At 66.3% G+C, this 19708-nt stretch carries 24 protein-coding genes and 1 tRNA gene; 5 read left to right on the forward strand and 20 right to left on the reverse strand.

Annotated features, from left to right (window positions below; genetic code table 11):
* The 7 genes from CA237_RS05565 to CA237_RS05595 all read right to left on the reverse strand — a co-directional run.
* Window positions 1-1250, reverse strand: a 1250-nt coding sequence (locus CA237_RS05565) for an aminotransferase class I/II-fold pyridoxal phosphate-dependent enzyme (RefSeq protein ID WP_126013296.1), incomplete at its 3' end; no start/stop codon positions are given.
* 32 nt (window positions 1251-1282) lie between these two features.
* Window positions 1283-1528, reverse strand: a complete 246-nt coding sequence (locus tag CA237_RS05570) for an acyl carrier protein (RefSeq protein WP_066693030.1) — start codon at window positions 1526-1528, stop codon at window positions 1283-1285.
* 33 nt (window positions 1529-1561) lie between these two features.
* The gene (locus tag CA237_RS05575) at window positions 1562-2452 is read right to left on the reverse strand and encodes an NAD(P)H-binding protein (protein ID WP_126013386.1); all 891 of its coding nucleotides are present in this window, start codon (window positions 2450-2452) and stop codon (window positions 1562-1564) included.
* A gap of 5 nt (window positions 2453-2457) precedes the next feature.
* Window positions 2458-3597, reverse strand: a complete 1140-nt coding sequence (gene proB / locus CA237_RS05580) for a glutamate 5-kinase (RefSeq protein ID WP_066689168.1) — start codon at window positions 3595-3597, stop codon at window positions 2458-2460.
* Entirely contained in the window at window positions 3582-4628 is a 1047-nt protein-coding gene (gene obgE, locus CA237_RS05585) for a GTPase ObgE (RefSeq protein ID WP_066689167.1), read from the reverse strand. The genes proB and obgE overlap by 16 nt, the downstream gene beginning before the upstream one ends.
* Before the next feature lie 45 nt (window positions 4629-4673).
* The gene (locus tag CA237_RS05590; protein WP_066689165.1) at window positions 4674-5156 is read right to left on the reverse strand and encodes a GNAT family N-acetyltransferase; all 483 of its coding nucleotides are present in this window, start codon (window positions 5154-5156) and stop codon (window positions 4674-4676) included.
* On the reverse strand, window positions 5150-5740 hold the full coding sequence (locus tag CA237_RS05595) for a TetR/AcrR family transcriptional regulator (RefSeq protein WP_066689163.1): 591 nt from the start codon (window positions 5738-5740) through the stop codon (window positions 5150-5152). Before CA237_RS05595 ends, CA237_RS05590 begins: the two co-directional genes overlap by 7 nt.
* A 47-nt stretch (window positions 5741-5787) precedes the next feature.
* On the opposite strand from CA237_RS05595, the gene CA237_RS05600 reads away from it, so the two are divergent.
* Together CA237_RS05600 and CA237_RS05605 are read left to right on the forward strand one after the other, a co-directional pair.
* Window positions 5788-6636: a metal-dependent hydrolase gene (locus tag CA237_RS05600; protein WP_232307886.1), complete on the forward strand. Its 849-nt coding sequence runs from the start codon at window positions 5788-5790 to the stop codon at window positions 6634-6636.
* Window positions 6637-6676: 40 nt separating this feature from the next.
* Window positions 6677-6874 (forward strand): hypothetical protein, encoded by a 198-nt coding sequence (locus CA237_RS05605; protein ID WP_066689162.1) that lies wholly within the window; start codon window positions 6677-6679, stop codon window positions 6872-6874.
* Window positions 6875-6884: 10 nt separating this feature from the next.
* On the opposite strand, the gene CA237_RS05610 is transcribed toward CA237_RS05605, so the two are convergent.
* From CA237_RS05610 to rplU, 4 genes are all read right to left on the reverse strand, one after another.
* The gene (locus CA237_RS05610; protein WP_157092691.1) at window positions 6885-7748 is read right to left on the reverse strand and encodes a hypothetical protein; all 864 of its coding nucleotides are present in this window, start codon (window positions 7746-7748) and stop codon (window positions 6885-6887) included.
* A gap of 261 nt (window positions 7749-8009) precedes the next feature.
* Entirely contained in the window at window positions 8010-8552 is a 543-nt protein-coding gene (locus CA237_RS05615; protein ID WP_198158505.1) for a GNAT family N-acetyltransferase, read from the reverse strand.
* A 426-nt stretch (window positions 8553-8978) separates the two neighbouring features.
* Window positions 8979-9248, reverse strand: a complete 270-nt coding sequence (gene rpmA, locus CA237_RS05620; protein ID WP_055755412.1) for a 50S ribosomal protein L27 — start codon at window positions 9246-9248, stop codon at window positions 8979-8981.
* A 30-nt stretch (window positions 9249-9278) separates the two neighbouring features.
* Complete coding sequence (gene rplU / locus CA237_RS05625) at window positions 9279-9605, reverse strand: 50S ribosomal protein L21 (protein ID WP_055785208.1); 327 nt, start codon at window positions 9603-9605, stop codon at window positions 9279-9281.
* Between the two features lie 256 nt (window positions 9606-9861).
* On the opposite strand from rplU, the gene CA237_RS05630 reads away from it, so the two are divergent.
* On the forward strand, window positions 9862-12435 hold the full coding sequence (locus tag CA237_RS05630) for a TonB-dependent receptor (RefSeq protein WP_066689159.1): 2574 nt from the start codon (window positions 9862-9864) through the stop codon (window positions 12433-12435).
* A 45-nt stretch (window positions 12436-12480) separates the two neighbouring features.
* On the opposite strand, the gene CA237_RS05635 is transcribed toward CA237_RS05630, so the two are convergent.
* The 9 genes from CA237_RS05635 to CA237_RS05675 form a co-directional block, all read right to left on the reverse strand.
* Entirely contained in the window at window positions 12481-12939 is a 459-nt protein-coding gene (locus tag CA237_RS05635; RefSeq protein ID WP_126013302.1) for a cupin domain-containing protein, read from the reverse strand.
* Window positions 12936-14039, reverse strand: coding sequence for a Gfo/Idh/MocA family oxidoreductase (locus CA237_RS05640; protein ID WP_126013305.1), 1104 nt, complete (start codon window positions 14037-14039; stop codon window positions 12936-12938). The genes CA237_RS05635 and CA237_RS05640 overlap by 4 nt, the downstream gene beginning before the upstream one ends.
* Before the next feature lie 69 nt (window positions 14040-14108).
* Window positions 14109-15215: an AI-2E family transporter gene (locus tag CA237_RS05645; RefSeq protein ID WP_066689155.1), complete on the reverse strand. Its 1107-nt coding sequence runs from the start codon at window positions 15213-15215 to the stop codon at window positions 14109-14111.
* A gap of 126 nt (window positions 15216-15341) precedes the next feature.
* Window positions 15342-15761, reverse strand: a complete 420-nt coding sequence (locus CA237_RS05650) for a MerC domain-containing protein (RefSeq protein ID WP_066689182.1) — start codon at window positions 15759-15761, stop codon at window positions 15342-15344.
* 169 nt (window positions 15762-15930) lie between these two features.
* Window positions 15931-16005, reverse strand: a tRNA-Glu gene (locus CA237_RS05655).
* 345 nt (window positions 16006-16350) lie between these two features.
* The gene (gene rplI / locus CA237_RS05660) at window positions 16351-16944 is read right to left on the reverse strand and encodes a 50S ribosomal protein L9 (protein ID WP_066689154.1); all 594 of its coding nucleotides are present in this window, start codon (window positions 16942-16944) and stop codon (window positions 16351-16353) included.
* A 12-nt stretch (window positions 16945-16956) separates the two neighbouring features.
* On the reverse strand, window positions 16957-17181 hold the full coding sequence (rpsR, locus tag CA237_RS05665) for a 30S ribosomal protein S18 (RefSeq protein WP_010543816.1): 225 nt from the start codon (window positions 17179-17181) through the stop codon (window positions 16957-16959).
* 12 nt (window positions 17182-17193) lie between these two features.
* On the reverse strand, window positions 17194-17610 hold the full coding sequence (rpsF, locus tag CA237_RS05670; protein ID WP_066689152.1) for a 30S ribosomal protein S6: 417 nt from the start codon (window positions 17608-17610) through the stop codon (window positions 17194-17196).
* Between the two features lie 152 nt (window positions 17611-17762).
* A complete protein-coding gene (locus CA237_RS05675; RefSeq protein ID WP_066689149.1) occupies window positions 17763-18140 on the reverse strand; it encodes an RcnB family protein in 378 nt (125 codons plus the stop codon).
* Between the two features lie 168 nt (window positions 18141-18308).
* Between CA237_RS05675 and fabD the strand changes: the two genes are divergently transcribed.
* Together fabD and CA237_RS05685 are read left to right on the forward strand one after the other, a co-directional pair.
* A complete protein-coding gene (gene fabD / locus CA237_RS05680; RefSeq protein WP_066689180.1) occupies window positions 18309-19244 on the forward strand; it encodes an ACP S-malonyltransferase in 936 nt (311 codons plus the stop codon).
* A 37-nt stretch (window positions 19245-19281) separates the two neighbouring features.
* Window positions 19282-19707 carry a GxxExxY protein gene (locus CA237_RS05685; RefSeq protein ID WP_066689147.1) on the forward strand — a complete coding sequence of 142 codons (426 nt, stop codon included), beginning with the start codon at window positions 19282-19284 and terminating at the stop codon, window positions 19705-19707.
* Window position 19708 lies beyond the last annotated feature (1 nt).

Genomic DNA, 19708 nt, shown 5'->3' on the forward strand with positions numbered 1-19708 from the left:
CCCACCGCCTTGCCGGCGGCTTCGAACATGCCGAGGATCGTCTCGACCTGTTCGGCGCTATGCTCCGCGCACAGCGAGCAGCGCAGCAGGAAGGTGCCGGCCGGGGTCGCGGGCGGGCGGGCCATGTTGACGTACAGGCCGCCTTCCAACAGCGCCTGCCACATCAGCACCGCCTGCTGCTGATCCTCGAGGATGACCGCGATGATCGCCGACTGCGGCGTCTCGGTGCCGAGCTTGAAGCCGAGGTCCTTGAGACCGCCGTGCAGCCGCTTCGAATTGCGCCACAGGTGCGCCCGCTTGTCGCCGGCATGCATCAGTTTGCGGATCGACGTCGCGGCGGTCGCGACGACCGACGGCGGCAGCGATGCGGTGAAGACATAGGGGCGGCACACCAGCCGCATCACGTCGAACTTCGGATGGTTCGATACGCAGAAACCGCCGACCGTGCCGACCGATTTGGAGAAGGTGCCGACGACGAAATCGACGTCCTTCTCGACACCCTGCTCCTCGTACACGCCGCGCCCGTTGGGGCCGAAGAATCCCATGCCATGCGCTTCGTCGACCAGCACCATTGCGCCATGCTTCTTCGCGACCGCGACCATTTCGGGCAGCGGGGCGATGTCGCCGAGCATCGAATAGACGCCTTCCAGCACGACGAGCTTGCCCGGTTCCTTGGGCAGGCGGCCGAGGCGTCGGTCGAGATCCTCGACCGAATTGTGGCGGAAGCGCACGATTTCGGCATTGCCGAGCGAGCAGCCGTCATAGATCGACGCATGGCTGTCGGCGTCGAGGATGATATATTCGCCCTTGCCCGCCAGCGTGGAGATGATGCCAAGATTCGCCTGATAACCGGTCGAAAACACCATGGCATGCTCGGTGCCATAGAATTCGCGCAGCGCCGCCTCGCAATCCTTGTGCGGGTCATAGGTGCCGTTCAGCACCCGGCTGCCGGTCGTGCCCGACCCGAACTCGTCCAGCGCCTTCTTGCCCGCCGCCACGACGTCGGGGTCGAAGGTCATGCCCATATAATTATAGGTGCCGAGCAGGATCGTGTCCTTGCCCCGGATCACCGCCTGGGTCGGCGACGTCACCTTGTCCATCACGATCGCGAAGGGATCGCGCACGCCGGTCGCCAACAGCGCTTCCCGCTCGGCGATCAGCGCGTCGAACTTGCTGAACAGGTCGCGTTCCGGCGCGACCGTCTCGGGCGAATCGGGCAGGGCGTGGGGGGTGGCGGCGGCTTCGGTCATGGTGTCGGTCTTTCGGGGGCCGGGCAGGGAGGTCAGGCGGTCTTCAGCTTCTCGACGGCATCGGCCAGCTGGCCGACGGTTTCGATGTCCGCCTGCATGTTCATGGTGATGACGATGTCGAATTCGTCCTCGACCGCCGCGACGAAATCCATCACGGTCAGGCTGTCCCATTCGAGATCGCCGGCAAAGGTCGTTGCCTCGGTCAGCTCGACGCCCTTCTTGTTGAACGGTTCGACCAGGTCGGTGATCGTGGCGAAGGTGGCGGCGCGGTCGCTCATGCGGGTCTTTCCAATATGCGTGGTTGCGCGGGGCTATAGCAGACGATGCGCGCGATACCATGCCGCGGTGTCGGCAAGGCCGCGCGCCGTGTCGATCCGTGGCTCCCACAGGTCGGGCGGCGGGCGCCGGGCGGGATCGGCGGTCCAGTCGGGATGTGCGAGATAGCTGGCGCGATCGGGCGTCAGCTTGGCTTGCGCCCCCCGCAGCTTGCGGTCGATCCGTGCGCCCAGCTGCAGCAACCCGGCGGGCAGGTGCATCGCGAGCACCCGCCGCCCGACCGCATCACCGATCAGCCTCGCCATCTCGGCATGGGTCATCGCCCGGCCGTCATCGACCTCCAGCACGTCGCGCGGACCGTCGCGTTCGGCCAGCGCCAGCAGCAGCCGCGCGAGATCGTCCACCGCGACCAACGCCACCTTGCCCGGTGGTGGCAGCAGCGCCAGGCCCATCTGCGCCATGCGGAACATGTCGCGCATCTCGGTATCGCCGGGACCATAGACGCCGGTCGGGCGGACGATGGTCCAGTCGCGATCGCTGGCAGCGACCAGTTCCTCGCCGGCCCGCTTCGACGCGCCATAGGCGGAAAGCTGCGGCTCGCGCGCCGACAGCGAAGAGACATGGACGAACCGCCGCACGCCGGCGGCGCGTGCCGCGTCGAGTACCGCCTGCGTGCCTGCGACATTGCCCGCGGTGAAGCCGGCAGCGTCCGGCGCGTTCACGACCCCGGCGACGTGCAGCACGACGTCGGCACCGACCATCAGTTCGGCAAGGCTGTCGGGCTTGTCGAGCGCGCCGCGCACCCAGTTCACGTTCGGCTCGGCAGGCTGGGCGCGGCGGGTCAGCGCGCGGATGTGCCAGTCCTGCCCGACCGCCTGCGCGATCACGCGGCGACCGACGAAGCCGGTCCCGCCGGTCAGCGCCATCGTCCTCACAACAGCGCCATATGGTTGCGATGCACCAGTGCGGAGCGCGGCGCATAGCCCAGCAGATCGGCCAGCTCGTCGCTGCGCCGTCCGACGATCCGCGCCGCTTCACCCGCGTCATATTCGGCCAGGCCACGTGCGATCGCACGGCCCTCGGCATCGATGATCCGCACCAGATCGCCGCGCGAGAAATCGCCCGCAACCTCGATGGCGCCGGCCGGCAGCAGGCTGCGCCCGCTCGACAATGCGCGCGCGGCACCGGCATCGATCCGGATCGACCCGCGATCGGTCAGCCCGCCCGACAGCCACGCCTTGCGCGCCGGGGCGTTGCCGGCGGTCGCGAACACCGTGCCATGGCCGGTTTCGCCGAACTGTGCGAGCGGGTGGTCGATCCGTCCGGTCGCGATGGCGAGGTTCGCGCCGGCGGCGGTCGCGATCCGCGCCGCCTCGATCTTCGACACCATGCCGCCCGATCCCATGCCCGACGACGACCGGGTATCGGCCATCGCCATGATATCGGCATCGATCTGCGCGACATGCGGGATCAGCCTGGCGTCCGGATTGCCATGGGGGTTCGAATCGTACAGCCCGTCGATATCGGACAGCAGCACCACGCCGTTCGCGCGCGCCGCCGCGCCGACCCGCGCGGCAAGGCGGTCGTTGTCGCCGAACCGGATCTCCTCGGTCGCGACGCTGTCATTCTCGTTGACGACCGGAACGACGCCCAGCGTCAGCAACCGCCCGAGCGTCGCCGAGACGTTGAGATAGCGTCGGCGATCCTCCAGATCGTCGAGCGTCACGAGCAGCTGTGCGGCAGTCAGCCCGTGCGCGCCGAGCAGTTCGGCCCAGATGCTCGACAGCGCGATCTGCCCGGTCGCCGCCGCCGCCTGCGCGTCCTCCAGGCTGGCGCGCCCGCCCTTGGGCAGCCCAAGCCGCCGCGCGCCGAGCGCGATCGCCCCCGACGATACGATGACGACCTGCTGCCCGGCAGCGACCCGCCCGGCAATGTCCGCGACCAGCGACGCCAGCCACTCCCGCCGCGCCTGCCCATCCGGCGCGACCAGCAACGCCGACCCGACCTTGACGATCAGGCGCGGGCAGGTGGCCGGGCCGAAGACGTCGCTCGCCCCTAGATCGGCGACCATTCGCGCGGTTCCTCGTCCTCGCCCGTGTCCTGCGCGTGCATCTCGCTGGGCCCGATCGCCTCGATCAGCCGGTCGAGCACCGCTTCCAGCCCCTGCCCGGTGGCACCCGACAACGGCAGCACCTGCGCACCGCTCTCGGCTTCCAGCTCGGCGATCAGCGCCTCGGTCAGTTCCTCGTCGAGCAGATCGGCCTTGTTCAGCGCGATCACCTCCGGCTTTTCGGCCAGGTCGGCACCGTACGCCTCCAGCTCGCCGCGCACGATGCGATAGGCCGCGACCGGATCGTCGGCATGGCTGTCGATCAGGTGCAGCAGCACCCGGCACCGCTCGATATGCCCCAGGAACCGGTCGCCGATCCCCGCGCCGTCCGCCGCGCCTTCGATCAGGCCGGGTATGTCCGCCACCACGAACTCGCGCTGCTTGTGGCTGACCACGCCCAGCTGCGGGCGGGTGGTAGTGAAGGCATAGGCGCCGACCTTCGCGTTCGCATTGGTCACCGCATTGATGAAGGTCGACTTGCCGGCATTGGGCAACCCGACGAGACCCGCATCGGCCAGCAGCTTCAGGCGCAGCCACACCCACGCCTCGTCGCCCGGCCAGCCGGTGCCGTGCTGGCGCGGGGCGCGGTTGGTCGACGTCTTGTAGCTGGCATTGCCGCGCCCGCCATCGCCGCCGCGCAGGAATACCTCGCGCTGCCCCGGCCGGGTGAAGTCGGCCAGCACCGTTTCCTTGTCCTCCGAAAGCACCTGCGTTCCGACCGGCACGCGGATGATCAGGTCGCGCCCGCCCGGACCGGTGCGGTTCGCGCCCGCGCCGCCGCTGCCGCGCGGTGCGCGGAAATGCTGGGTATAACGGAAATCGATCAGCGTGTTCAGCCCGGGAACCGCTTCGAAGATGATGTCGCCGCCCTTGCCGCCATTGCCGCCGTCCGGGCCGCCATATTCCATGAATTTTTCACGGCGAAAGCTGACGGCGCCGGGGCCACCCGCGCCCGAACGGACGAAGATCTTGGCTTGATCGAGAAAATGCATGGCGTGCGCTTAGTCGGAGTCGCCCCAAGGGGGAAGGGGGTTATGCTATAACGACCGGTACAGCACCAGCGCGTCGACCTCCCCCAGCGACGGATGCTCGAACGCACCGGGCAGTCGCCCGACCTGTTCGAACCCCAGCGACAGCCACAGCCACACCGCGCGCACGTTGCTGGCGACGACGAAGTTGAACTGCATCGCCCGGAAACCCGCCGCGCGGGCATGGTCGAACGAGTGCAGCGCCATTGTCCGCGCGATGCCGCGTCCGGTGGCCTGCGCCTGGGTCGCATAGCCGCAATTGGCGACATGGCCGCCACCGCCGGCATGGTTGGCGCGGCAGTAATAGCTGCCCAGCACCCGGCCCTCGACCTCGGCGACGAACACGCTGTTGCCGGGCGCGAACCAATAGGCCAGCGCTTGCTCGGCCGTCATGGCGCGATCGAGCGCATAGCTCTCGCCGGCGCGGATGATCGGCACGATGATCTCCGCAATCGCCGCCCGGTCCGCGGCCGTCGCCGCGCGGATCAGCACGGGCGCGCTTCGTCCCGCACCGCGATCAGGCTGCGCACCGCCAGTTCGCGCGCGCGCTCGCGCGGCAGGCGCAACGCCTTGGCCATCGCCCCGCCGAGCAGCGCATCACCCAGCGCCATCAGCACCAGCTGCAGCGTCTCGTCCGCCAGCGGCATCCCGCTCAGCGCGTTCTCATGGCCCAGCCGGTCGACCAGCGCATGAATGGCATCAAGGATGGGGTCGAGCGCATCGTCATTGCCCGACAGGATCATCCAGCTGGCCAGCGCCCCGGCGCCTTCGCGATCGAAGGCGTCGAACGTCAGGTCGACGATCTCGCGCGGATCATGGTCGCCGTCGCGCACGCGCAGCACCGCCGCACCAATCGTCGCGGTGATCGTCGTCGCCATCCGCTCGGCCAGCGCCTTTTGCAGCCCCGATGCCGACCCGAAATGATGCAGCAGATTGGCGTGCGTCCGCCCGATGCGCGTCGCCACCGCCTTCAACGTCACCGCCTGCGGCCCGGCTTCGATCAGCAGGTCGCGCGCGGCGTCCAGCGCGGCGTCGCGCGACGCTTCGGGGGAGAGGCGTCGCCTGGCTATTGACATTGTTGTAAGTAATTCCCAGATTCCATGCGATGATGTGGAGCAGAACCGTGTCGAAAGCAAAGACTCCCGCCGATCTGACCATCACCCCGCGCGACGTCCGCTTCGGGCGGGGCGGCAGCTATCGGCGCTATTGGCTGAACGATGATCCGATCGCCACCGCCTTCTACAACGCGCTGTCGGTGACCTTTCCGAAGGGCGAAGGCTTCTTCATCGACAGCGTTCGCCAGTTCCGCGACGACGTGCCGCCGCGCCTCGCCGCCGAGATCCGCGCCTTCATCAAGCAGGAGGCGATCCACACCCGCGAACATGTCGCGTTCAACCGCCATGTCGCCGACCAGGGCTATGATACGTCGCGGCTGGAAGCGCGGGTCGATCACGAGCTGGCGATCACGCGAGGCAAGCCGCCGATCGCCAACCTCGCAGCGACGATGGCGCTGGAACATTTCACCGCGATCCTCGCGCATGAACTGGTCGCGAACCCCCGGCATCTGGCCGGCGGGGATCAGGCCGCCGCCGACCTGTGGCGGTGGCACGCGATCGAGGAGATCGAGCATAAGGGCGTGGCCTATGACACCTGGCTGCACGCCACCCGCGACTGGACCCGCCTGAAGCGCTGGTGGGTCAAGACGCTGGTGATGCTGATCGTCACCGCCAAATTCTTCCGCGGGCGCACGGTCGGGATGCTCGATCTGCTCGCGCAGGACGGGTTGACCGGTGCGCGGGTCAAATGGCGGCTGTTCGCCTATGCGTTCGGCCGGCCCGGCATGGCACGTAAGGTCATGGGGATGTGGCTGTCCTTCTTCCTGCCCGGCTTCCACCCGTGGAATCACGATGACCGCGAATTGATCGGGCTGGTCGACAGCGAGTTCGAGGCGGCACGCCTCGCCAGCGCCTGACGCCTTGCCCCGCGTCGCGGCGCGGGGCAGGACGTTCCCCATGCGAACGGTATCGGAAGACGCCTCGGTCCGGCTCTACCACCTCGACGACGAGGGCGGGGTCGCGACGACGATCCTCTATGGCACGCTGAGCGAAGCGATGGCCGCAGCAGCGCGGGAGCCGGAGGAGATACAGGCGGGCCTGTATCTTCAGACGAGCAGCGACGTGGTCGGCTATCTCGACCTGCTGGAGGGGTGAGCCCCCGGCATCAGTTCACCGACCTGGCTTTGTTCCTATCCACGCTCGCCCGTTGCGTCGGGATCAGCGTATCGACGTCCCGCACGGCAAGGGTCCATCGATACAGGGCATCGGCGACGAACGCCCGGAGCTGGAACGGATCGACGACCAGCTGTTTCTGATAGCCCGTGCATCCCCGCGTGCGTTCGATCAGATGCGCCTGGACCGCTGCGGTCGATTGTTCGACGGGGTTGGTCTGAACCAGCCGGATGGCCAGTTCCGGCTGTTCGCGAACCATGCAGATCGTCGTCCTGAAGAAGCGCAGATCGTTGGGCAGGCGTTTGCTGGCGCGCGCATCCTCGCGCATCAGAAATCGCTGCTGCACGACCGGGTCGGCCAGCTGCTCGCGGGTCAAGGCAAGATTGGGGGCAAAGGCGCGGAGCGTTTCGATGATGAAGGCACCGCGATACAGGATTCCGGGATAGGAAGCGGAATCGGCGCGGACATTGACCTGCCCGACCATGCTGACGCCATGCGCACGAACCGCAGCGCCTTCGCCGCAGGTCGACGTCGTCCAGACCATACGGTCCTGCGCCCGCTCCTGTCGTGGGGTGGCGAATACGCCATCGACGACGTCGCGCAGCTGCGCCAGCCGCCTCGGCCCGCCGCGCGTGGCGCACATCGCCGCACGACGCGACGCGTCCTCGAACAGGGTCGCGGATTCGACATCGAAAATGACTGCGGGTGGCGGCAGGATCGTCGTCTGCGGGTTTTGCGGCATCGACAGCCGGCCGCTGACGACGATGTCGGGGTTTGTGGAGGGAGGACTTTCCTGCGCAGTTGCTGGAAACGCGAAGACGAGGCTCGGTAACAGCGCGGGCAAGAAGCGTCTCATACGTCACCTCCCAATTTTGCGACCGACACTATGCGGTACGTCCGTGCGGTGCGCAATGACGATGGTGCATAGATGCCGGCCGCCAGGCTGTCTTACTGATAGCCGCCTTCTTCTTCGCGTTCCTCGGCGGCTTCTTCCTGGACCTCTTCCATTTCTTCCTGTTCGTTCGGCGTTTCGGGATCGATCATCGGGGCGTCCTCTCGTACGGCAGCAGCGCCGTCCGGCTTCAACCAGCCGGACCGGCGTTGCGTTCCGTTGCGATCAGGCGGCAAGCCGCCAGTCGCGCCGCCGTTGCGACAGGTCGATCGCATAGTCGACCGTCTCGACCTCCGCGCCGCGCCCGCGCGAATGGATCATGCTGCGCGTGCCGGTCGGGGCAAAGCCTAGTCGCCGCAGCACCGCGCCCGATGCGGGGTTGTCGACATAATGGCCGGCCTCGACCCGGCCGATGCCCAGCGTCGCGGCAATGTCGAGCGCCGCGCGCCCCGCCTCGGTCGCATAGCCGCGGCCCCATGCCGATGGCGTGATCCAATAGCCGAGCATGTGCGGGACGTCGCCGAGCGGACCGATGCCGATCCCGCCGATCAGGTCGCAGCGTCCCCTATCATGGGCAAAGATCAGGAAGGTCGGGCCGGCGTTACCCTGCCATCCGGCGACGAACGCCTCGGCGTCGCTCAGCGTGTACGGCCACGGCGCGCGCGACAGGTTGCGCACGACGGCCTCGTGCCCCATCGCGGCGTGCAGGGCCGGGACGTCCTCGGTCCAGCCGGGGCGCAGGGTCAGGCGTTCGGTACGGGCGAACATCAGCGTCTCTCCAATACGCCGCGCCTCCGCTAGAGCGGGTTGTGACCATATCGAGGCGTCGTGATTGCCCTGTCGTGTTCGTCCGGCAAGGAGCGGGGCGCAGCAGGTAGCGGCGCTACCTGCAAGCCTCGCGACGCAACCGGCGGGCACGACAGTGTAACCGCCCTGCGGCGGGCCGATCTTGGCTCAGGGCGGCGTCGCTCGTCGGTCACGATGCATCAGCATCGCTCCGCTCCTCGCTTCTTGCCCTGAACCAAAATCGGCTCCGTCACGACGCCTCGATAGGGCCACAACCCGCTCCGAGAAGCGGGCAGGGGCCGGAGAGAGCAATAAAAAAGGGAGCCGGGGTGACCCGCCTCCCTCTTGTTGGCTGGTTCCGTCGCCGGAACCCGGGTCACCCTGGTGGGCGACCCGTGTGGTAGCCCGTTATTCTGCGGCCTGCGCCTGCATCTCGACATACGCGAACTTGCGGCCGAGCTTGCCTTCCTTGAACGCCACGCGGCCGTCGACCAGGGCGAACAGGGTATGGTCCTTGCCCATGCCGACGTTCACGCCCGGGTAGAACTTGGTGCCGCGCTGACGCACGATAATGTTGCCCGCGACCACTTCCTGGCCACCGAACTTCTTCACGCCAAGGCGACGGCCGGCCGAATCACGACCGTTGCGCGACGAACCGCCTGCTTTTTTATGTGCCATGGTTCAAACTCCTCGTATTCGCTCAGGCGCTTATGCGGCGGCGCTGTCGTCAGCGCGCTTGTCGCCGATCGCGGTGATCTTCAGGATGGTGTGCTGCTGGCGATGACCGTTCTTGCGACGGTAGTTGTGCCGGCGGCGCTTCTTGAAGACGATGACCTTCTCGCCCTTCGCCTGCGCGATGATTTCCGCCGAAACCGTCAGCCCTTCGACCGACTTCAGTTCCGAACCTTCGCCAGCAAGGAGCACGTCACCGAGCGTCACGTTGCTGCCAGCTTCGCCGTCGAGCTTCTCGACGACGATCTTGTCTCCTGCGGCAACGCGATACTGCTTGCCGCCCGTGCGCACGATTGCGAACATGGCCCTTGCTTCTTTCCCAAATGCAATATGTCCGCGTGGAGATACCCCACGCGGCAAGTGGATCGTGACTAGGCAAGCCGATCCGCGCTGTCAATGGCGAAGGCGCGATTCGAGCCCAAAAGCGATGTTGCAGCGCCGCAACGGTGGCGTGACAATCGTGTGACCGGACACCCTGCCGCCTTGCGCCAGAATATTACGTGCGAGAGGTTCAGGGGGCAACGGTCGGGGCAATGGTCCCGGCCTGGGGGAGATTTTCATGCGTAAAGCCGTTTTCAGCGCCCTGTTCCTGTCGAGTGCGCTGGTCGCCATTCCCGCCTTCGCACAGGTCGCCGACGCACCGCCGCCTGCCGACCAGGTGCCGGCGGGCGAGGAGATCCTGGTGGTCGGCACGCGTGCGCAGGGCCGCACCGTGGCCGAAAGCCCGGTGCCGGTCGACGTCATCACCGGCGATGCGCTGGTCAATGCCGGCTATACCGAAACCAACAAGCTGCTGAACCAGCTGGTCCCGTCGTTCAACTTTCCGCAGCCCTCGATCACCGACGGCACCGACGTCGTGCGGCCCGCGACGCTGCGCGGTCTGTCGCCCGACCAGACGCTGGTGCTGGTCAACGGCAAGCGGCGCCACACCACCTCGCTGCTCAACGCCAACGGCTCGGTCGGGCGCGGTTCGTCGGCGGTCGACCTCAACACGATTCCCAGCCTCGCGATCGAGCGGATCGACGTGCTGCGTGATGGTGCCTCTTCGCAATATGGTTCCGATGCGATCGCCGGCGTCATCAACGTCCAGCTCAAGCGCCGCGAAGGTGGCCGCGCGACGATGACCTATGGCAAATATATCTCGTCGATGGAGGGTGTTGGCGAGGTTTCGGGCATCGCGCGCCAGGCGAACGGCCAGCCGCAGGTCCGCGCCGACGGCACCTATGTGCTGGAGGAAACCGGGCGCGATCGTGAGGTCCGCGATGGCCGCACTGTCACCTTCGCCGCCAATATGGGCCTTCCGATGGGGGAAACCGCCTATCTGAACCTGACCGGTGAATATCGCGACCGCAACCCGACCGACCGCGCCGGCTACGACCCGCGCCGGCTCTATCCCCTGCTCGGCAACGGCAATGTCGACCCGCGCGAATTCACCGCCAACCGCGTCAATCACCGCTACGGCGATGCGAAGACGACGGACTTCAACTTCTTCCTGAACGGCGGTGTGGACATCGGCGCCACGTCCGAACTCTATATTTTCGGCAGCTACGGCGTGCGTGACGGCGAAAGCGCCGCCTTTTTCCGTCGGGCTTCGGGTCGCGACACCATTGGCAACATCCAGGACCTGCGCAACTGCACCTTCACCGGCACGGTCTGCACGCCTTATTACGCCGATGGCTTCCTGCCGCTCATCACCAGCCAGATGGAGGATTTCTCCGGCGCGCTGGGCGTGAAGGGCGAAGTGGCCGGGTTCAAATACGACCTGTCCTATGTCTACGGCACCAACAGCTTCGATTTCCGGATCGAGAACAGCTACAACGCGTCGTTCGGCCCGCAATCGCAGCGGGCGTTCAACGCGGGCGGTACGCGGTTTGGGCAGCAGACCGTCAACCTCGACCTGCAGCGTGAGCTGAGCGTCGGCTTCCTGTCGTCGCTATCGCTGGCGCTGGGTGGCGAATATCGCAACGAGAATTACAAGATCGTCGCCGGCGAATTGCAAAGCTATGCCGCCGGACCGTTCGCGTTCAGCAACGGTGCCGCTGCCGGATCGCAGGGCTTCCCCGGCTTCTCGCCCAACAGCCGCGTCGATGCGTCGCGCGACAGTTTCGCGGGCTATGCCGAACTGGACGCGAAGGTCAGCGATGCGTTCAACGTGGTCGCCGCCGGCCGCTACGAACATTACAGCGATTTCGGCGATACGGTGAACGGCAAGCTCGCTGCGCGCTTCGCGCCGGTCGAATGGGCGGCGCTCCGCGGCTCGATATCGACCGGGTTCCGTGCGCCGAGCCTCGCGCAGCAGTTCTTCTCGTCCTTCGCCACGCAGAATATCGGCGGGACACTGGTCGAGATCGGCACCTTCCGCGTCGGCGATCCGGTCGCGCGTGCGCTGGGTTCGCGTCAGCTCGAGGCGGAAAAGTCGCTGAATATCGGCGGTGGCCTGACGCTCACCCCGCTGCGCGGGCTGACGCTGACCGCCGACTATTACAACATCAAGATCAACGATCGCATCATCCTGTCCGAAAACCTGCAGGGCACGGCGGTCGTCGCCGTGCTGCGCGCGGCGGGCATTCAGGACATCACCTCGGCGCGCTTCTTCATCAACGGCATCGACACCCGGACCCAGGGCGTCGAGGTGGTCGGCACCTATCGCGTGCCGGACCTGGGTATCGGCAGCGTCACGCTGACCGCCGGCTATAACTATAACCAGACCGACATCACCGATCGGTCGACGCTGTCGGCGATCCCGGGTGTTACCCTGTTCGGGCGGCAGGAATCGCTGCGCCTGACCGAGGGGCAGCCGCGGTCGAAGGTCAATCTGGGCCTCGACTGGTCGCAGGGCATCTTCGGGATCACGGCGCGCACGAACCGCTTCGGCAACACGCTGTCGCCGGGTGGCGCGGCGATCACCGATGTCGAGCTGGAACCGAAGTGGCTAACCGATCTCGAACTCCGCGCGACGCCGGGGCAGTTCGAGCTGGCGATCGGCGCGAACAACCTGTTCGACGTCTATCCGACGCGCAACCCGATCCTCGGCGCGACGGCTATCAACAACTACTTCATTCCCTATTCGAGCTTCTCGCCGTTCGGCTTCAACGGGCGCTATCTGTACGCCCGCGCCGGCGTGAAGTTCTGACGAGGGGCGGGCGGGCAGGGGCATCGCGCGCCTGCCCGTCGCCTACTATTTCGCCGGGATCTTGGTCCCCAGCAGGACCAGCCGGTCACCGGTAATCCCGAACCAGTGGGGAACGCCCGCCGGGATCAACAGGACGTCGCCCGGTTTCAGCGGCCGGTCGAGCGGATCGACGATCCGGTCGCCCTCGATCAGACCGGGCTGCGTCTGCTTCCCGCCCTCCATCGACTTGCCGGTCCTGAGGGTGCCGGCGCCAGCGATGACGATGGCATATTCCGCCTGATCGGGATGCACCGCCGGTCGGCCCGGCGCCTTCCAATATTCCAGCGCCGCGACCCGTTCCCCGTCGCGGACCACCGGTTCCCACGCAAAGCCCTGGCCGGGCTTCATCGCCTTGCCCATTGCTTCCACGCGGGCGGCGATGTCATTGCCGCTCGCGAAGTCCTGGCCCGTAGTCGGCGCAGCCAAGAGCAGGGCAAGCGGCGCGAGGCGTAGCGCGATGCTCATGCCCGGCCGTCCAGCCGGATGGTGCGGTTTTCGCGTGCCGATCGGTAGATGGCCTCGATGATCCGCATGTCGCGCAATCCTTCCTCACCGGAGACGATCGGGGTCCGACCCGTCGCGACACATTGGGCCAGATGGTCGAGTTGCCCGGCGAATTGCGTCTTTGCCGGGCCGGGCGGCGGCGTGACTTCGCGCTCGCGGCCGTTGCCGACCCACATCCGTTGCCCCGCATAGCCGGTCGCGGGCTCCAGCTCGATCCGGCCCTTGTCGCCCATCAGCAGGATGTGATTGTGGTTGGCGCTGTAGGAGGATTGGCAGCTGCCGATCGCGCCGGAGGGAAATTCCAGCGTCCAGTCGATCATGTCCTCCACATCGGTAAAGCGCGGGTCGCGGCGGTCGGTCGACTCCCGCGCGGTAACCGCCACCGGCTCCTCGCCGGTCATGTAGCGTGCCGCCTGCAGGCTGTAGACGCCCATGTCCATCAGCGACCCGCCGCCCGACAGGGCGCGCTTCAGCCGCCACATCGTCGGGTCGCTTGCCGTGAAGCCGTGTTCCGACCGAATATAACGGATCTTGCCCGCGGCACCGCTCTTCGCCAGTCGCATCGCTTCGAGATTGTACGGCTCGAAATGACAACGATAACCGATCATCAGCTTGCGATCGGCCTTGCGACAGGCGGCGATCATCGCCTCGCATTCGGCGACCGATACCGCCATCGGCTTTTCGCACAGCACATGCTTGCCGGCCTGTGCGGCGCGAATGGTGTATTCGGCATTCATCGCATTGGGCAGGCAGACATACACGATGTCGACCGCCGGATTGTCGCGAATGCGGTCGAAATCGCGGTAGTTGTAGATCGATCCGGCGGGAAGATTGTGCTCGGCGGCGACCTTCTCCGCCTTGGCCCGGTCGCCGCTGACGACCGCCGCCAGCCGGCTGTGTCGGCAGTTGGCGAATTCGGGGATGATCCGGCCCAGGCCGTAATTGCCGAGCCCGACGATGGCATAGCCGAGCGGCCGGTCGCCGGCGGCAAATCCCCGTGTACTCGATGCCAGCGACAGCGCGGCCGCGCTGAGGATCAGATCGCGGCGGGCAAGTTCCATCTCGGCATCTCCAGCGGTTATGCGGGTACGATGGCGCCGGAGCTAGAAGCGAACAAGCTATTTGTCGGATTATACTGTATCGTCGGTAGCGGCGATTTGGGCTGCCGGATCGGTATCGGCGCGCATCCGCCGCTGTTCGGTCAACACCTGCCACCCGGTCAGGAACAGCGCGCCCGCGACCGGTCCGACGACGATCCCGCTCAACCCCATCAGGTCGATCCCGCCCAGCGTCGTCACCAGCACCAGCCAGTCGGGCAGGCCGGTATCGCGCCCGACCAGCACCGGGCGCAGGATATTGTCGGCAAGACCGATGACGAGCACGCCCGACAGGATCACGACGACCCCCTGCCAGATCGCGCCTGTCGCAAGCAGATAGATGGCGACCGGAGTCCAGATCAGCGCCGGCCCGACGGCGGGCAACAGCGCGACGATCGCCATCACCACGCCCCAGAGCAAGGCGGCCGGCAGACCGACGATCCAGAAGGTGATGGCGCCCAGCGCACCCTGCACGAGGGCGACCACGCCGGACCCCTTGATCGTCGCGCGCACGACGGCGACGAACTTGTCGGCCAGCCGCTGCGCCACGCCGGGTTCGAGCGGCAGCGCGCGGACGACGGCAGGGCCGATCCGCTCGCCATCGCGGAGCAGGAAGTAGGTGACGTACAGGCCGACGCCGAAGGCCAGCAGGAACGCCGCGGCGTTCGCGCCGATCGACAGCGCGCTGCGGGCGAGGACGCTGGCGCTGGCGCTGGCGGCCTGCGAAATCTTCAGCTGGGCGCGTTCAAAGCTGCCGAAGCCGGCGCTGTCGATCGCCCGGCGGATTCGTTCGGGCAGGGCGCCATGGACCTGTTCGAAATAGGTCGCGAAGTTGATCTGTCCTGTGCGCAGCTGGCCGTACACGCCCGCTGCCTGATCGATGACCATGCTGACGATGATCATCGCCGGAATGACGACCGCGACCGTGATGATCAGCAGCGTCAGCGCGGCGGCAAGGTTGCGCTGTCCCGGCCGCCAGCGCAGCAGACGCTGAAACAGGGGCTGGAAGAGCAAAGCCGCCAACGCTGCCCATAGCAACGCGCCGATGAAGCTGGAGACGACCAGCGTCAGCGCGACGGTGATCAATGCCAGAAACAGGATGAACCCGCCGGATTCGACGCGTTGACGGACGATTGCCATGCAGGACAGCCTCGGTTTCGTTCAATGCCGGCCGGTCGCCGGGCAGTTTCGTTGCGGGGGCGGAACGCCTCGCCGGCTTCTATGCTCCCTCGGCCGTCGTCGAAAGGGCGAAAACCAGGTGTTCGATTATCGTGTCACCTCCGAACAGCGGGGGCGCGTTCGCCAGTTGGCGACGTGGGCGATGGCCAGAGTGACCGCACCGATCGACGTCACCGCCCTCTCCGCCAGTTCGCTATCGATCGCAAACGCCCCGATCCCCAGCAACGTCAGGCCGAGTGCGGCCACAAGAACCGGCGCTCGGCGGCCGTGGCGAACGACGCCGGACCACATGGCGAGGATGCTGGTCGGCACGGCGATGGCGAAGGCTGCGGCGTGGAAGGATTCCGGAACAGCTAGCATCGTGGCCAGCACGGGCAAGGCGATCAACAGGGTCGGCAGCAAGAGGCAGTGGATCAGGCAGAGCAGCGAGGCTGTGACGGCGAACCCGTCGAGCAGCTTCTGTCTGTGCGGGGCGGAGCGGGGGAGGGTAGGGGAATGGCCGGGCATGGATCGGATCAACCTAATGAGAATGATACAACATATCATTCCCGTCCTGACGGATCGCAAGGGTGCCGCGAAAATATCACTTCGGCACATGCTCTGCAGAAGAGCCGGCCCGTTACTGTTGGAAAGCCCGCCATGATCCCTGCAGCGTGCGCTTCAATCGCGCTGTCGCTGGTGACCCCTACGAGAATCGAACTCGTGTTTTCGCCGTGAGAGGGCGACGTCCTAACCGCTAGACGAAGGGGCCGTTTGCGGGAGGGGCGCTCCTACGCTCCCTTCGACATGGCGTCAAGTTGCCAAAGGTGTCGCGAAATGCGTAATCGACGGTCAGGAAAGTTTCGATTCGATACGTATACCGTTCAGGAAAGCGAAACCTTTTGATTTCCCATGCTTTGAACCCGGTGAACCATTCATCGCAGGGCAAGCATCATGGCCAAGGCCGTTCCCGTCATCCTCTCGTTGATCCCCCTCGCTGCCGTGATCGGTGCTTGCGTGGCGTGCCCCTGACCCACACACATGTTGCCACATCGCCAACCAAAAAAGGCCGCCGGATCGCTCCGGCGGCCTTTCCTGTTGGTCGTAGCGGCGGGGATCAGCCCTGCGCTTCTTCCGTGTTCGCGTCGTCGCGGGCGATTTCGCCCGGCTCGGCGTTGGGATCGTAATCCTCGGTGAAGCCGGCATCGTCACGCTCGAACATCGAGGCCATGACGTCGACGCCCTGCGCCTGCATCTCGGCTTCTTCCGGCGAGCGGGCGACGTTCACCTTGACGGTGACCGACACTTCCGGGTGGAGCGCGATCTTCACGTCGTGCAGGCCGATCGCCTTGATCGGACGGTCGAGGGCGACCTGCGACTTGTCGACCTTATGGCCGTCGGCGACCAGCGCGTCGACCAGATCGCGAACCGCGACCGAACCGTAGAGCTGACCGGTGTTCGACGACTGACGGATCAGCGTGACCGAAACGCCTTCCAGCGTCTTGGCTTCGGCTTCGGCGTCGGTGCGACGGGCGGCGTTCTCTGCGACGATCCGCTCGCGGTTCGCCTCGAACACCTTCTTGTTGGCTTCGTTGGCGCGCAGCGCCTTCTTGCGCGGCAGGAGGAAGTTACGGGCGAAGCCGTCCTTTACCTTCACCACGTCGCCGATGGCGCCGAGCTTCTCGACGCGTTCCAGCAGAATGACGTCCATGTTGGGCGCTCCTTACTTAACGATGTAGGGCAGCAGGCCCAGATGGCGGGCGCGCTTGATGGCCTGGGCCAGTTCGCGCTGCTTCTTGGCGCTCACCGAGGTGATGCGCGACGGGACGATCTTGCCGCGTTCGGACACGAAGCCCTGCAGCAGACGAACATCCTTGTAGTCGATCCGGGGAGCGTCCTTCGCGGAGAAGGGGCAGCTCTTGCGGCGGCGGAAAAACGGACGTGCCATGGGTGCTGCTCCTTACGCTTCGACTTCGGCCGACGGCTCGCGCTCACGGCGCGGACCACGGTCGTCACGATCACGGCCGCCACGACGGTCGCCACGCTCCGAACGCTCGCTCTTGCGCATCATCACGGTCGGACCTTCTTCATGGGCGTCAACCTTGACGGTCATGAAGCGGATCACGTCTTCGTTGATCTGCGTCTGGCGCTCCAGCTCGGCCACGACGTCGCCCGGCGCGTCGATTTCGAGCATGACGTAATGCGCCTTGCGGTTCTTCGCGATGCGATAGGCGAGGCTGCGCAGGCCCCAGGTCTCGGTCTTCACGACCTTGCCGTTCATGTCCTGAACGATCTTCGTGGCGGTTTCCGCCAGCGCGTCCACCTGCGCCTGTGCCAGATCCTGGCGCGCAAGGAACACGTGCTCGTAGAGAGCCATGTGTCTTTCTCGTCTGTTGGCCGATCGCTGACGCCGCGACCATCGCGAACGCCCCTCCGGCTGTCGTCTTCAAATGCAGTCCGGGGCGACAGGCACTGGTCCCGTCACCCCGGATGCGCATCCCCTTACCCGAATCGGGCGGAAAGGCAAGGTCAGTTGAGGAGCGCGCCGCCGACCACCGCGCCGATCAGCCCGCTGGCGATCGCGATCAGAACTGCGTCGTTGCCCGACTGCACCCACTGATAACCGCGGGGCGGCGCATAGACGCCGCGCTGCCGATAGGCGCGATAGTCGATCTGGCGATAGTTGGGCGCCCGGTTGCGGTCGAACCGCTGGCCGCGCTGCCAGTTCGTATAGCGGGCCGGCTGCTGGCGAACGACGGTCCGGCGGACATTCTGGCCATGGCGGTTCTTTTCGACGACCACGGTCCGGCCGGGGCGTTCCTTGATGACGGTGCGGCTCTGCGCCGATGCGGCCATCGGGGTGGCGAGCAACGATGCGGTCATCGCGGCGAGGATCAGCTTCTTCATCTCACGTCTCCATTGGATTTGCTGTTGGAGCCAAGATGGCGATGCCCTGTAACCGGCGTTTGTCAGCAAAGCCGCGAAATGGTCGCAGTCCGTCGCAACACGCCCCCTTGCGTTCAGCTTGGCCGAAGGACTAGGCCGCGCGGCTTGGATTTGCAGGAGACGTCGGCGATGCGCGCATTCATCTTTCCGGGGCAGGGGAGCCAGTCGGTCGGCATGGGTGCCGCGCTTGCCGCGGCCAGCCCCCACGCCCGCGAAGTGTTCCAGGAAGTCGACGAGGCGCTGGGGCAGCATCTCTTTCGCCTGATGACCGAGGGTCCCGATGCCGACCTGCTGCTGACCGAAAATGCCCAGCCGGCGATCATGGCGAACGCCATCGCGACGTTGCGCGTGCTGGAGCGGGAGGGCGGCATCCGCCTGGCCGACAAGGCCGATTTCGTGGCGGGGCATTCGCTGGGCGAATATACCGCGCTATGTGCCGCCGGTGCGCTGAACCTGTCGACCACCGCGCGGCTGCTGAAGCTGCGCGGGCAGGCGATGCAGGCGGCGGTGCCGGTGGGCGAGGGGGCGATGGCCGCGCTTCTCGGCGCCGATCTGGCCAAGGCGCAGGCGTTGGCAGAGGCGGCGGCCGAGGGTGAAGTCTGCACCGTGGCCAACGACAACGATCCGTCGCAGGTCGTGATCTCGGGCGCGAAGGCGGCGATCGAACGCGCCGTGCCGCTCGCCAAGGACATGGGGATCAAGCGGGCGGTGGTGCTGCCCGTGTCGGCGCCGTTCCATTGCCCGATGATGCAGCCCGCTGCCGATGCGATGGCGGCGGCGCTGGCCGATGTCGCGCTGTCGGCGCCGGTCGTGCCGGTCTATGCCAACGTCACCGCCGCTCCGGTCGCCGATCCGGAGACGATCCGCACGCTGCTGGTCGAGCAGGTGACCGGCATGGTTCGCTGGCGGGAATCGGTGCTGGCGATGCAGGATGCTGGGGTCGGCGACTTCGTCGAACTGGGCGGCAAGGTGCTCGGCGCGATGGTCAAGCGCATCGCGCCGGATGCGACGGCGACCAGCGTGGTGACGATGGCCGATATCGAAGCGCTGGTGGGGCGGTTGTAAATCGGTTCACGCGGAGGCGCGGAGACGCGGAGGAAGTATGGACCTGGAAGCAATCTCCGGTGATGTTGTCGACGTTGCGCTGCGACTGCACCGGGAATTGGGTCCGGGCCTTCTGGAAAGCGTTTACGAGATGCTGTTGGCCGGGCGGCTTGAACAAATGGGGCATTCCGTTGTGCGTCAGCAGCCGATCGACGTCGTGTTTGACGGACAATGCTTCCGCGCGGCTTTCAAGATCGATTTGCTCGTCGCCGGGCGCTTGTTAGTGGAGGTCAAATCGGTGGACCGGCTGGCACCGGTTCATGGCAAACAGCTTCTGACCTATTTGCGACTGACGAAACAGCCCGTAGGGCTGCTCATCAATTTTGGCGGCGAAACGCTCAAGGAGGGGCTACGCCGGATCGTCAACGACTACCGCCCCTCCGCGTCTCCGCGCCTCCGCGTGAACCAATCTTCCGGAGAATGAA

Source organism: Sphingomonas sp. ABOLH (genome assembly GCF_003951715.1).
GTDB classification, from domain to species: domain Bacteria; phylum Pseudomonadota; class Alphaproteobacteria; order Sphingomonadales; family Sphingomonadaceae; genus Sphingomonas; species Sphingomonas hankookensis_A.